The organism is Aquabacter albus (assembly GCF_040049275.1).
Taxonomy (GTDB): Bacteria; Pseudomonadota; Alphaproteobacteria; order Rhizobiales; family Xanthobacteraceae; genus Aquabacter.
Genome location: NZ_JBDZDT010000009.1, coordinates 1 through 12,294 on the forward strand (window position 1 = coordinate 1; position 12,294 = coordinate 12,294).

At 66.6% G+C, this 12,294-nt stretch carries 12 protein-coding genes and 1 pseudogene; 4 read left to right on the forward strand and 9 right to left on the reverse strand.

The features are described 5' to 3' along the window. Window positions 1-141 precede the first annotated feature (141 nt). Window positions 142-756, reverse strand: a pseudogene (locus ABLE91_RS22180) (PAS domain-containing protein); the annotation flags it as partial. A 404-nt stretch (window positions 757-1,160) separates the two neighbouring features. Between ABLE91_RS22180 and ABLE91_RS22185 the strand changes: the two are divergent. Next, window positions 1,161-2,267 (forward strand): hypothetical protein, encoded by a 1,107-nt coding sequence (locus tag ABLE91_RS22185; RefSeq protein ID WP_348934371.1) that lies wholly within the window; start codon window positions 1,161-1,163, stop codon window positions 2,265-2,267. 6 nt (window positions 2,268-2,273) lie between these two features. Here the strand turns inward: ABLE91_RS22185 and ABLE91_RS22190 are convergent, their stop codons facing one another. The 7 genes from ABLE91_RS22190 to ABLE91_RS22220 all read right to left on the reverse strand — a co-directional run bounded on the left by ABLE91_RS22190 (window position 2,274) and on the right by ABLE91_RS22220 (window position 8,275). Then, window positions 2,274-2,990, reverse strand: a complete 717-nt coding sequence (locus ABLE91_RS22190) for a thioesterase domain-containing protein (RefSeq protein WP_348934373.1) — start codon at window positions 2,988-2,990, stop codon at window positions 2,274-2,276. Between the two features lie 133 nt (window positions 2,991-3,123). Beyond that, window positions 3,124-3,891, reverse strand: a complete 768-nt coding sequence (locus tag ABLE91_RS22195) for a hypothetical protein (protein ID WP_348934375.1) — start codon at window positions 3,889-3,891, stop codon at window positions 3,124-3,126. A 109-nt stretch (window positions 3,892-4,000) separates the two neighbouring features. Next, window positions 4,001-4,612 carry a hypothetical protein gene (locus ABLE91_RS22200; protein WP_348934376.1) on the reverse strand — a complete coding sequence of 204 codons (612 nt, stop codon included), beginning with the start codon at window positions 4,610-4,612 and terminating at the stop codon, window positions 4,001-4,003. A gap of 4 nt (window positions 4,613-4,616) precedes the next feature. After that, window positions 4,617-5,297, reverse strand: a complete 681-nt coding sequence (locus ABLE91_RS22205) for a LutC/YkgG family protein (RefSeq protein ID WP_348934377.1) — start codon at window positions 5,295-5,297, stop codon at window positions 4,617-4,619. Further along, window positions 5,294-6,745, reverse strand: coding sequence for a LutB/LldF family L-lactate oxidation iron-sulfur protein (locus ABLE91_RS22210; protein WP_348934379.1), 1,452 nt, complete (start codon window positions 6,743-6,745; stop codon window positions 5,294-5,296). Before ABLE91_RS22210 ends, ABLE91_RS22205 begins: the two co-directional genes overlap by 4 nt. Next, on the reverse strand, window positions 6,742-7,527 hold the full coding sequence (locus ABLE91_RS22215) for a (Fe-S)-binding protein (RefSeq protein WP_348934380.1): 786 nt from the start codon (window positions 7,525-7,527) through the stop codon (window positions 6,742-6,744). The genes ABLE91_RS22210 and ABLE91_RS22215 overlap by 4 nt, the downstream gene beginning before the upstream one ends. A 235-nt stretch (window positions 7,528-7,762) precedes the next feature. Next, the gene (locus ABLE91_RS22220) at window positions 7,763-8,275 is read right to left on the reverse strand and encodes a L,D-transpeptidase family protein (protein ID WP_348934381.1); all 513 of its coding nucleotides are present in this window, start codon (window positions 8,273-8,275) and stop codon (window positions 7,763-7,765) included. A 140-nt stretch (window positions 8,276-8,415) separates the two neighbouring features. On the opposite strand from ABLE91_RS22220, the gene ABLE91_RS22225 reads away from it, so the two are divergent. Next, on the forward strand, window positions 8,416-9,102 hold the full coding sequence (locus ABLE91_RS22225; RefSeq protein WP_348934383.1) for a response regulator transcription factor: 687 nt from the start codon (window positions 8,416-8,418) through the stop codon (window positions 9,100-9,102). Between the two features lie 19 nt (window positions 9,103-9,121). Further along, window positions 9,122-9,607, forward strand: coding sequence for a cyclic nucleotide-binding domain-containing protein (locus tag ABLE91_RS22230; protein WP_348934385.1), 486 nt, complete (start codon window positions 9,122-9,124; stop codon window positions 9,605-9,607). A gap of 128 nt (window positions 9,608-9,735) precedes the next feature. On the opposite strand, the gene ABLE91_RS22235 is transcribed toward ABLE91_RS22230, so the two are convergent. Beyond that, entirely contained in the window at window positions 9,736-10,566 is an 831-nt protein-coding gene (locus tag ABLE91_RS22235; protein ID WP_348934386.1) for an exodeoxyribonuclease III, read from the reverse strand. Between the two features lie 196 nt (window positions 10,567-10,762). On the opposite strand from ABLE91_RS22235, the gene ABLE91_RS22240 reads away from it, so the two are divergent. Beyond that, on the forward strand, window positions 10,763-12,196 hold the full coding sequence (locus ABLE91_RS22240) for an NAD-dependent succinate-semialdehyde dehydrogenase (RefSeq protein ID WP_348934387.1): 1,434 nt from the start codon (window positions 10,763-10,765) through the stop codon (window positions 12,194-12,196). The last annotated feature ends 98 nt before the right edge of the window (window positions 12,197-12,294 follow it).

The window sequence follows — 12,294 nt, forward strand, 5'->3', positions numbered from 1 at the left end:
CCCCGGTCCTTCACCAATCTTACAGCCTCAAGCTTGAACTCGCGGCTGAACCTCCGTCGTTGCATTCCAGCTCTCCAGTCCCGTTGAACACCTTATCTCGGTGTCCACGAAACCGGCAGCAGGCCACTTGTATTCGGCGGCCTGGAATTCCCCGCGGTTCAATGCCTGCCAGAACAACTGATAGTCCTGGGTGTCCTTTTCCCCGGCCATGACGAACAGACTGTGGTGCCGGCCCTTGATCTCGTCCAGGGCGTAGCCGAGCGCACTCAGGAAATTGTGGTTCGCGTGGGTGACGATGCCGTCCATGGTGAAATGGATGACGGCCTGCGACTTGGAGATGGCCGCCACCTGGCCTTCGAACTCGGCGTCACGGCGCTTCTGCTCCGTGACGTCGGCAGCGAGCTTCACCACCTTCATCACCTTGCCCCGGCCATCCATCACCGGGTTATAGCTGGCCTGCAGCCAGACCTTGGCGCCGCCCTTGCCGATGCGCTTGTATTCGGCAGACTGGGACTTGCCCGCCGCCAGGTCTTTCCAGAAAGCGTGATACTCGGCCCGCTCGTGATCATCGGGCTCCACGAGCAGCCTGTGGTGCTTGCCCTTCAGCTCGGACAGCGGATATCCGAATATTTTCGAGAAATTGTCGTTGGCGGTGATGATATTTCCCGTCGGAGTGAATTCGACGATGGCCAGAGACCTTTTCAGGGCCTCCAGAGTTTGGTTTCCGACACTCCTTCCTTGAAAACTGAACATCATTCACCTTCGGATTTTGCGCCGCAACATGAGGGAGATGCCAGCGCTAGCTTGCGCAGAGCTTGCTAAAGAGTATAGATTTTTCACATTTGAATTATTAGATGGAAATATATTATTGTAATAATTCTCCTTTCTTGCAAGCACTCCAAGCTAAGTGAATATATTATTTATAATAAACTTGACATACTTTAATATAAATGAGAAGTTATAAAGTATAAATTGCTACTGTATCCAACATTCATCCTCCCCACCAATATACCTACACGCGCAGAGGAAACGGCCCCTGCACCCCCGCCTTGAGAAAAGGGGGCAATTGATCTTAGGGAGTAGATCGTCATGACGCCGCTCTGCTCAGAGAGTATCTTCGGTGGCGTTTAGAGAAGCCGGTGCATAGTCAGGGGCCTTAGATGCTGTGGCTCGATACGCTCGCCCCTTTGAGCGATGGCGCGACACGCCGGGCCGCCGCACCCATGGCCTTTCGACCCTTCCGCATCCGCGGGATCGTGCAGGATGGCCGGCAGGTGCCGGTGGAAGAGGATGTTGCCACCACCCTCCCCTTCGGCCAGGTGCGCCGCTTCCGCAGGCCCGGCGCCGGCCGGCGCGTTCTGGTGGTGGCGCCGCTGGCGGGCAGCTTCCCCCTCCTCATGCGCGATCTCGTGGCCGGGCTGCTGCACCACGCCCCCGAAGTGGCCGTCACGGACTGGCCCGACCCGCGCCATGTGCCCCTCGCCGCCGGGCGCTTCGGCTTCGATGAAAATGTCCTTGAGACCGCGCAGATGATCCGCGCCCTCGGCCCGGGTGCGCATGTGGTAGGGGTGTGCCAGGGGGTCATCGCGGCGTTCGCGGCGAGCGCGCTGCTGGCGGAGGACGGGCTCGCCCCGCTGAGCCTCACCCTCCTCGGCGGCCCCGTCGACCCCGCGCGCAACCCCACCCGCCTCGACCGGACGCTTGCCGCCAAGCCCCTCTCTGCGCTCGGTGCGCTCATGGAGCAGGTGCCGGTGCCGTTTGCCGGCGCGTCCCGCTCCGTCTTCCCCCGGCGGCGGCAGATGCAGGCGTTCGGCTTCTATCTCTGGCGGCAGGCCCTCAATGGCGGGGAACTGCCCTTGAAGCTCGTGCTCGACGACGGCACTGAGCCATTCCTCTTTCCCCTCACCCGCCTGTGCTGGGACATGATGGACATTCCAGCGGAATTCTTCCTGGAGAATGTGGGGCACGTCTTCCAGGCCCGGTCGCTCGCCCGCGGAACGCTTGAGGTGGCCGGGCGCAGGGTGCGGCCGGAGGCGCTGGAGCGCACGGCGCTGCTGACGGGCGAGGCGGCGCAGGACGATATCGCCGCCCCTGGCCAGACCGGCGCGGCGCAGGATCTCTGCCGCGCCATGCCTGACGACCTGAGGCGGCGTCTCCTGGTGCCTCGCGCGGGGCATTTCTCGCTGTTCTATGGAAAGCGCATGCGCGAGGAGGTGCTGCCGCCCCTCGCGAACCTCATGGAAATGGCGGAGCAGCGCCTGGGGTAAGTCCCCTCAGCGCACCGCCGGCTGGGACACGGCATGCGCCGCCGTGGCGTCGCTGGTGGTGGCGGCCGCGGACGGTGCGGACGGCGCCGGGGCGGAGACCTCCGGGGCGGTCGGGGCTACCGGCTTCGGCCGGGACGGCCGGCGCATCACGGCGGCGATGGCCGAGATCACTTCCGCATGCAAGGCGGCGGACTTCTCGATGTTGAAATGGTCGATGGCGCCCATGGCGTCCAGATTGCGGTTCACCAACTGCCCGGTAAAGCGCGGCCCGATGGACAGGCGCTTACCGAAGCCGTTGTTCGACTGGTAGTAATTGATGAACTTGCCGCCGGTGTTCGCAACCTGGGTCTCGCCCACCGGATCGAAGGTGAAGACGAGGCGCGGCGGGAGACCGAGGCTCGTCATGCGCTCCGCCATGGTGATGGCGGTGTCGGCGCCGAGCGAATGGCCGATGATGACGATCGGCGCCTTGCCGTTGGCGCGCGACCAGGCCACCGCCTCGTCCGCCAGCGCCTGCCACTGGCCGTACTCATAGACCTGCGCATTGATGCCACGCTGCTGGAGCTTGGCGGCCAGAACGTCCATCCCCTGGGAGAAGACGTTGGCGAGGCCCCGCATCAAATAGACCCTGCCGTAGCTCTGCGCCTGGGCCGGAAAAAGACTGGCCGAGAGGAGAATAAGCGCCGTGACGAGCGCACAAACAAAGCGAGCACCAGCCTTCATGACCACACCGTTCGTTGCTACCGTTCTTCTGCCCAACAATCCTTTTCGCAGCAACGGCCGGAATGCAGCTAAGGTTGCGTCATCCCCTCCAAATGTCACGGTTTTCGGACGGCGTTGCCAACTTGCATCACCGCTATTCGAAAGCCCCTGTCCGCCGGATCACGCCCCAGGTGGCATATCCCTGCGGAAAGGCGGGAGCACCGGCGGATGCCTGCCGGCCCGGCGCCGGGCGTGAAGCGGGGCGGGCGGCCATGGCAGGCGGCTTTGCCGCCTTGGGCCGCGCCTCCGGGAACGGCACGGGGACGGGAGCGGGCGCACGCCGCATGAGCGCAGAGAGCGCCTCCACCACCTCGGCGTGCAGCATCCGGGACTTCTCGAGATTGAAATGATTGATGCCGGGCACGCCGGCGAGATCCAGATTCTCGATGGTGCCGGTGAAGCCGGCCCCGGCCTCCAAAGCGCGGCCATAGCCGTTGTCGGACTGGAAGTAATTGATGAAGCGACCCCCGGTCTCCTCCACCACGCTGAGGCCCACGGGGTCGAAGGTGATGACTAAAGCGGGGGACGCGCCCAGCGCCGTCATGCGCTGGGCCATATGCACGGCGGCGTCCGCGCCCAGCGAATGGCCGATGACCACCACCGGCGCGCCGCGATGGGCGCGCGACCAGGATACGGCATCCCGCGCGAGACCCTGCCACTCGCCGAACTGATGCACTTCGGCCGCGATGCCTGCCGCGGCAAGGCGCTTGGCGAGATCGTCGAGGCCGTAGGAGAAGAAGTTGGCGATCCCGCGCATCAGGTAGACCCGGCCCGCCGTTTCGGCGCGCGCCGCAGTGGCGCCGCTCAGGGCCGACGCGAGCATGCACAGGACCAGCGCAAGAACGCCGCGCGAAATCCTCATGGAGCAACATCCAACCTATTGCCGGCTCACACTTTACCACCGGGTTTCCGGCCACGCCTCGCATGTCGGCGCGGATGCATAATGAAGCGTTTCCGCTACGGCCGGCGGATCAGGTGCGCGAAGCGCTTGGATGCCAGTGCGGGACATAGCCGTTCCGCAACGCGCCGAGGATCGACGGCGGCGTGATTACCGCGACCCGCCTCTCGGGACGAGGCCCGGCCGGCCGCCATCCGGCAAAGCCGAACCTCAGGCACGCATCGCCCTTCACCGCAAAGGTCGCATCGCCCTCCGCATAGACCGCGCCATCCGGCAGATCGGCGGCGGAAAGGCGCGGCCAGCCCGCCTGCGGGCGACGCTCCTTATGCAGGCGCAGGTCCATGGCGTCCGCATCCGGCGGCGGGACACCTTCCGCCGCCCCCCAGGCGGCGGCGAAAGCTTTCGCCTCGGCCCGGCGGCATTCAAAGCAAGGGCGGTGGCCGGCGGCGAGCGCCACCACCTCGTCCATGAAGAACAGTTCGGTATAGCTGCGTCCCATCACCGCGCGGCGCCGGCCCTTGAAGGAGAGCACGCAGCAGATCCAGCGGCGGGACGCATGGGACCGCCCCGTGAGGGTGCGGGTCTGCGGATCATGGATGCGCCCGCCGCGATTGCCCATGAACAGGCCCCGCTCTGGCACCGCATGGATGCCACCGAACGGGTCGACGCGGTTCTGGAGCGGCACCGCCTCAGGCCACCTCGCCCACCAGCAGCACATGCACGCTGCGCGGGCCGTGGGCGCCTAAAAGCAAGGTCTGCTCGATATCCGCCGAGCGGGAGGGGCCAGTGATCCAGTTGACCGTGCGCGGCATGGTGCCGGGGCCGTAGACGGCGCGGATGCGCTCCCACACGGTCTCGTAATTGCCCGTCACGTCCTCCGCGCGCACCACCACCAGGTGATAGTCCGGCAGGAGATTGAGGGTGGAGGGATTGTCCGGCCCCGACAGCATCACCAGCGTGCCGGATTCCGCGACGCCGGCGAAGGCGTGGGAGAGACCCGCCAGCTGCTTCCCATTCGACGGGCCGACCCAGACGTCCAGCGTCGGCTGAAGATGCCAGGGCAGGTCGCCGAGGCGTGGGTCCTGCCCGCGCAGGATGGACATGGGCAGGTTGCGCGCACGCAGATAGGCGGCGATGGCGGCCGGCACACCAGACGTGTCGGGCAGGTGGTCCACCGTGCCGGCGGCGGCCATCACCATGTCCTTGAACAGCGCCAGCCGCTCGGCCGGCGGCAGGTCGGCACGGGCAGGGATGACGCCGCGCGGGTGCCCGGCGATGCGGTCGGCCACCTCCTGGCGGCGCGGCGCCTCCTGGCTGGTGACGCCGAGCGCGCGGCGGACGGAGGCGAAGACGGTGTCGCGGGAGCTCATGCCCGTCCTCCCGCACGGTCCGCCTCGGCGGCCTTCCTGGCTTTCCACTGCGCCTGGAAGGTGGAGCCCTCCGGCACCGGGAAGTCGCGATGCCTGGTCCAGCCACCGGCCAGCGGCAGCGACGAGATGCGGCCCTTGCCGCGCCCCACGAGCGAAAGACCCCACATGGCAAGCCGCGTCGCCGGCCGGTAGAGCCAGCCGCGCCGGGCGAAGAACGACCAGAAGGCGAGCCCATAGCGCTGCGGCGCCGGGGTGAGATGCCGCTCGAACTCCTTCTCGCGCCAGTGCCGCATCAGCTTGGGCAGGGGGATGCGCACCGGGCACACCTCCTCGCAGCGTCCGCAGAAGGTGGAGGCATTGGGCAGGTTCGCGCCCTTCTCGATGCCGATGATGGAGGGGGTGAGCACCGCGCCCATGGGGCCGGGATAGACCCAGCCATACGCATGCCCGCCCACCGCATGATAGACCGGGCAATGGTTCATGCAGGCGCCGCAGCGGATGCAGCGGAGCATCTCGCGCAATTGCCCGGCCAGCATGCCCGAGCGGCCATTGTCCAGGATCACCACGTGATACTCGCCCGGCCCGTCCACATCGGCGGCGCGGCGCGGGCCGGTGGAGAAGGTGGTGTAGACGCTCATCTCCTGCCCGGTCGCCGAGCGGGCGAGCACGCGCAGGAGCTGGCTCACATCCTCCAGCGTCGGCACCAGCTTTTCCAGGGAGGCCAGCACGATGTGCGCCTTGGGCAAAGTCTGGGTGAGGTCGCCATTGCCCTCATTGGTGACGATGATGGAGGTGCCGGTCTCCGCCACCAGGAAGTTGGCGCCGGTGATGCCCACATCCGCCTGGAGGAAGCGCTCGCGCAGCTCGCCCCGCGCCTCGGCCAGCAGCGCCGTGGGCTCGGAGATGTTGCGCTCGGCCGGCAGATGGGTGTGCACGCGCCGGAAGTCCGCCTCCACCTGATCCTTGTTGAGGTGGATGGCGGGCGCGATGATGTGGGAGGGCGCCTCGCCGCGGATCTGGATCAGATATTCGCCGAGGTCGGTCTCCACCGGCGTGATGCCATTGGCTTCCAGATGGTCGTTGAGCCCGATCTCCTCGGAGACCATGCTCTTGCCCTTGGTCACCGTCTTCGCGCCGAGGTCCTTGCAGATGCGGGTGACGATGTCCCGCGCCTCGGCGGCGTCCACGGCGAAATGCACGTGGCCGCCGGCTTCTTTCACCTTTGCCTCGTAGCGCTCCAGATAGAGGTCGAGATGGGCCAGCATGTGGTTCTTGATGTCCCGCGCCGAGTCGCGCAGGGCGTCGAATTCCGGCAGCAGGCCGGCGGCGGCGGAGCGGCGGCCGATGAAGCCGGGGCCGACCTTGGAGAGCGCCTGCTGGAGCGGCGCGTCACTGAGCGCCTTCTTCGCATTGTCCTTGAAGTCGGGCGAGGTGATGTGGACGCTCATGCTCCCGCCTTCCGCACTTCGCCGATGGCGGCCTCTCCGCCCTGCCCCGCCAGCACTTCCGCCACATGGCGCACCGCCACGGTGCGGCCCATGCGCTGGAGCTTGCCGGCCATGTTCATGAGGCAGCCGAGATCCCCCGCCAGCAAGGTATCGGCGCCTGAGGCGATGATGTTCGCCGCCTTCTTCTCCACGATGGCGTTGGAGACATCAGGGTATTTCACGCAGAAGGTGCCGCCGAAGCCACAGCAGACGTCCGGATCGGCCATCTCCTTCAGGTCCAGCCCCTCGACCGATCTAAGAAGGGTCCTCGGCTGCGCCTCCACCCCGAGCTCGCGCAGGCCCGAGCAGCTGTCGTGATAGGTGACGGTGCCGGCATAGGCGGCTTCGACCCGGGTCATGCCGCGCACGTCCACCAGGAAGGAGACGAGCTCGAACACCTTGGCGCAGAACCGTTCGACGCGGGGCATCCAGTCCGGCTCGCCCACGAACAGCTCGGGATAATGGGCCTTGATCATGCCGGCGCAGGAGCCGGAGGGCACCACCACATAATCGAGGGTCTCGAAGGCCGCGATGGTCTGCTCGGCCAAGGCCCTTGTGGTGGCGCGATCGCCGGAATTGAAGGCGGGCTGACCGCAGCAGGTCTGGCGGGGCACCTCCACCTCGCAGCCGGCCTCCTCGATCAGTTTCGCCGCCGCAAAGCCGATGCCGGGACGGATGGTGTCCACAAGGCAGGTGACGAAGAGGCCGACGGTCGGGGGCCGCTTTGCGCTGGATGGGGGCATCGGTCTCGGCGTCTCTTCCGATGGCCTGATCTCAATCGGCAGGCCTTGTTGAACAGTTGATCAATTATGCGCCCCACCTGCACCTGAAGGCCGCGGAACGGCCGAGCGCGTGGGGCCAATTCTATAACATTGGAGCGATTCGAATAAAACGCAGCAGTAAGCGGCGCCGGCCGGCTTCCCTCTCCCGCTTGCGGGGGAGGGGGCGCATTGTGCGCAACTCGAAGCCTCCAAGGCGCTAAGGTTCAATCACGACCCGCGTGCCCGGCCGCAGGCGCGCCACCAGCCGCTTCAGCTCCTTGGGCGGAAGCGCGACGCATCCCTCGGTCGGCTTCAAACCATCGCGCGCAATATGGATGAAGACGGCCGAACCTCGCCCCTTCACCCGGGGCCGCGTGTTGTGGTCCAGCACCAGGACGATGTCGTAGAGCCCATCCTCCCGGCGCATCTTCTCGTGGGAAGCGGTAAGCGGCAGATGGACGGGCTGATTATAGCGCCGGTCCTGCGGGTCGTCGCACCAGCCGTCATCGGCGCCGATGGGCCGCGCCTCCAGCTGCGAGACCGGGCGTGGTGTGCGGTCGCCCCGGTAGAGCATACGCAGGATGCGCCATGTGCCGGCCGGGGTGCGCCCGTCGCCTTCCCGCTTGTCGAAGCCAATGCCGCCGCGCCCGAGGGCCACGGGAAAGGCCCGGTTGCCGACCCGCAGCAGCCCCCGATGAGGCTGCCCCGGCAGGCCCCGAACCCGGATCACACCGATCCCCACAGGAGTTTGCGTCATCTCACCCCACGATAATACCATTTGTAAGTGAAATTCTTGAGGAAATTTGCACCATTGCAGCGGCATGCTGTACTTGCGCGATTCGCCTGCCTGCAAGGGCAACGGAGGTGTGTATGCCTAATGCGTGGAAAATCCTGGTGGTCGAGGACGACCCGGAGCTGCGCGAGGCGTTGGTCGAGCAGCTGGCGCTCCAGGACGAGTTCGAGCCGATCCCCGTGGGCACGGCCCAGGAGGCCGTCGACGCCGCGAAGAATGGCGTCGTGGATCTGGTGATCATGGATGTGGGCCTGCCTGATATGGACGGGCGCGACGGCGTGCGCCAGATGCGCGCCAACGGCTTCAAAGCGCCCGTCATCATGCTCACCGCCCACGACACCGACAATGACACCATCCTCGGGCTGGAAGCCGGGGCCAATGATTATGTGGTGAAGCCGTTCCGCTTCGCCGTGCTGCTCGCCCGCCTGCGCGCCCAGATGCGCAGCCACGAGGCGAGCGAGGACGCGGTGTTCGCCATCGGCCCCTACAGCTTCCGCCCCGGCGCCAAGATGCTGGTCACCGAGCGGGGCTCGAAGATCCGGCTCACGGAGAAGGAGACGGCCATCCTGCGCTATCTCTATCGTGCCGGGAAGACGCCGGTGGCGCGCGAGACGCTGCTGCAGGAAGTGTGGGGCTACAATTCCGGCGTGACCACCCACACGCTGGAGACCCACATCTACCGCCTGCGCCAGAAGATCGAGCCCGACCCCTCCGCCCCCACGCTGCTCGCCACCCAGGCCGGCGGCTACAAGCTCGTCCCGTAACCGGCGAAGGGAGCATTTCTTGAGCGTCGAGCAGGACGTCGCCACGCTGCAGGGCGTCCCCACCTTCGAGGTGCTGCCCGCCGAGGCGCTGCGCATCCTCGCCATCAGCGCCGAGGAGCGCCAGCTGAAGGCGGGGGAGGTGCTGTTCCGCATCGGCGAGATCTCCGATGCCGGCTATGTGCTTCTCTCCGGCCGGATGGAGCTGGTGGTGGAGCAGAGCGGGCGGCGTCGGCGCCTGTGCGAGCTGCTGGCGGGCGCGCTGGTGGGCGAAACCGCTCTCCTCATTCAGCTGCCCCGCCCCGCCACGGCGCGGGCGCTGGAGGCGTCAAGGCTGATGCGCATTCCCCGAACCACCTTCCTGCGCATGCTCGAAGGCTTCCCCGACGCTGCCGTGACACTGCGGGATCTGTTCGCGGAGCGGCTGCAGGGGACCTTGTCGGCCCTGGAGACCGTGCGGCGCGAGAAATTGGAAGCGCCGGTGAAACCCAGGGCGCGGAAGAGCTAGGCGTCCCTCAATAGCGCGGTCATGCCCGGGCTTGACCCGGGCATCCACGTCTCTCCCTTAAGCTGCACCCGGCGGAGCCCCGTGGATGGCCGGATCAAGTCCGGCCATGACGGCGGGGATCGTTCTCCTCACACCTCGAACGTCACCGCCACCGGCACATGGTCCGAGGGCCGCTCCCAGTTGCGCGCCTCCCGCAGCACGGTCATGGCTCGTGCATGGGGGGCGAGGGACGGGCTAGTCCAGACATGGTCGAGGCGCCGGCCGCGGTCGTTCACGGTCCAGTCGGGCGAGCGATAGCTCCACCAGGTGAACAGCTTCTCCTCCGGCGGCACGAAATTGCGCATCACGTCCACCCACGGCCCCGCCGCCTGGAGGCGCTGCATGCGCTCCACCTCGACAGGCGTGTGGCTGACCACGGTGAGGAGCTGCTTGTGGCTCCATACGTCGGTCTCAAGCGGCGCGATGTTGAGGTCGCCCACCAGCACCGTGTGCGCATTTGCGTCCCGCGCCTGCTCGGGAAGGCGCGGCCATTCGATCAATTCGTCGAGGAAAGCGAGCTTGTGGGCGAATTTGGGGTTCAGCTCGGGGTCGGGAATGTCGCCACCCGCCGGCACGTAGAAATTATGCACGGTGAAGGGTTTTGCGAGCCCCGCCGCCTGGCCCAGCGTCACCGCCACGTGCCGGGCATCGCCCTTGCCGCAAAATTCGTGCTTGTCGATGGCCTCGAATGGGCGCTTGGAGAAGGTGGCGACCCCATGCCAGCCCTTCTGGCCGTTCAGCGCGATATGCGGGAAGCCCAGCTCGCGCACCGCTTTCAGCGGGAATTTGTCGTCCTGGCACTTGGTTTCCTGGAGGCAGAGCACGTCCGGCTTCAGGCGCTCTATGGCCTCTTTTACGATATCGAGGCGGATGCGGATGGAATTGATGTTCCAGGTGCAGACGGTCAGGCTCTCGGGCAAGGCGACACCATGGGCGGGAGGAAGGGCAGATTTACCCCGCCCGAACCGCCCCTCACAAGGCCGTTTGCCGCATACCGAAGGTCAAGCTCTGCATGGAACGCGCGCGCGGCGGGTCCGGCCATGAGCGAATCACCCTTGCCAGCCGGGGCGCCGGCCCGCGATAAAGCGCACCATTAATCGAGCAAGGGAGGCTCCCATGTATCGTGACGTTCAGCTCCACATCGCCGGCCAATGGCGCGACGCGGAGGGTGGGCGCTCCATCCCCGTGCTCAATCCCGCCACCGAAGAACAGATCGGCACCGTCGCCCACGCCTCCCGGGGCGACCTCGACCAGGCGCTGGACGCTGCGGCGAAGGGCTTCAAGCTCTGGTCCAAGGTCTCGGCCTATGACCGCTCCAAGGTGATGCGCAAGGCGGCCGATATCCTGCGCGAGCGCGTGCCCGACATCGCCCGCCTCATGACCATGGAGCAGGGCAAGCCGCTCGCCGAGGCGAAGGTCGAGATCCTGGCCGCCGCCGACATCATCGAATGGTTCGCCGAAGAGGCCCGCCGCGCCTATGGCCGCGTGGTGCCCGCCCGCGCGCCGGGCATCTACCAGCTGGTGATCAAGGAGCCGGTCGGCCCCGTGGCCGCCTTCACGCCCTGGAACTTCCCCATCAACCAGGTGGTGCGCAAGCTCTCGGCGGCGCTCGCCGCCGGCTGCTCCATCATCGTCAAGGCGCCGGAAGAGACCCCCGCCTCCCCCGCCGAGCTGATCCGCGCCTTCGTGGATGCCGGCGTGCCGGCGGGCGTCATCGGCCTCGTCTATGGCGTGCCATCCGAGATCAGCGAATACCTGATCCCGCACCCGGTGATCCGCAAGGTGACCTTCACGGGCTCCACCCCGGTGGGCAAGATGCTCTCCGCCATGGCCGGCGCGCACATGAAGCGCATCACCATGGAGCTCGGCGGCCACTCGCCGGTGATCGTGTTCGACGATGCGGACGTGGACGCCGCCGCCAAGCAGATTGCCGCCGCCAAGTTCCGCAATGCCGGGCAGGTGTGCGTCTCCCCCACCCGCTTCATGGTGCAGGAGAAGGCCTACGACCAGTTCGTGGATCGCTTCGTGGCCCACACCAAGACCATCAAGGTGGGCAACGGCCTGGAAGACGGCATCAATATGGGCCCGCTCGCCAATGAGCGCCGCGTGCCCGCCATCGAGGCGCTGCTGGCCGACGCCCAGCAGAAGGGCGCGGAAGTGAAGACCGGCGGCAGCCGCATCGGCAATAAGGGCTATTTCTTCGAGCCCACCGTTGTCACCGGCGTCTCGCGCGAGATGCGCATGATGAACGAGGAGCCGTTCGGCCCGCTCGCCATGATCTTCCCCTTCTCCGACTTCGACGAGGCGGTGGAAGAGGCGAACCGGCTGCCCTTCGGTCTCGCCTCCTACGCCTATACGCGCTCGGCCAAGACGGCGAATGCCATCGCGGCGTCGGTGGAAGCCGGCATGATGACCATCAACCATCTCGGCCTTGCGCTGCCGGAAGTCCCCTTTGGCGGCGTGAAGGATTCGGGCTTTGGCTCGGAAGGCGGCTCGGAGGCCATCGAGGCCTATCTGAACCCGAAGTTCGTGTCCCAGGCCGGGCTCTGAGAGTTTTCGCCGGCCCCATTCCCTCCCCCCTTGCGGGGGAGGGCCAGGGAGGGGGGTGAAACCCTATCCCCCTCTTCAACACGCATTGCACCAGCGGC

Coding starts and splice junctions, on each gene's coding strand:
- ABLE91_RS22185 (WP_348934371.1), top strand. CDS start 1,161: ATGCTGTGGCTCGATACGCTCGCCCCTTTGAGCGATGGCGCGACACGC.
- ABLE91_RS22190 (WP_348934373.1), bottom strand. CDS start 2,990: ATGAAGGCTGGTGCTCGCTTTGTTTGTGCGCTCGTCACGGCGCTTATT.
- ABLE91_RS22195 (WP_348934375.1), bottom strand. CDS start 3,891: ATGAGGATTTCGCGCGGCGTTCTTGCGCTGGTCCTGTGCATGCTCGCG.
- ABLE91_RS22205 (WP_348934377.1), bottom strand. CDS start 5,297: ATGAGCTCCCGCGACACCGTCTTCGCCTCCGTCCGCCGCGCGCTCGGC.
- ABLE91_RS22210 (WP_348934379.1), bottom strand. CDS start 6,745: ATGAGCGTCCACATCACCTCGCCCGACTTCAAGGACAATGCGAAGAAG.
- ABLE91_RS22215 (WP_348934380.1), bottom strand. CDS start 7,527: ATGCCCCCATCCAGCGCAAAGCGGCCCCCGACCGTCGGCCTCTTCGTC.
- ABLE91_RS22225 (WP_348934383.1), top strand. CDS start 8,416: ATGCCTAATGCGTGGAAAATCCTGGTGGTCGAGGACGACCCGGAGCTG.
- ABLE91_RS22240 (WP_348934387.1), top strand. CDS start 10,763: ATGTATCGTGACGTTCAGCTCCACATCGCCGGCCAATGGCGCGACGCG.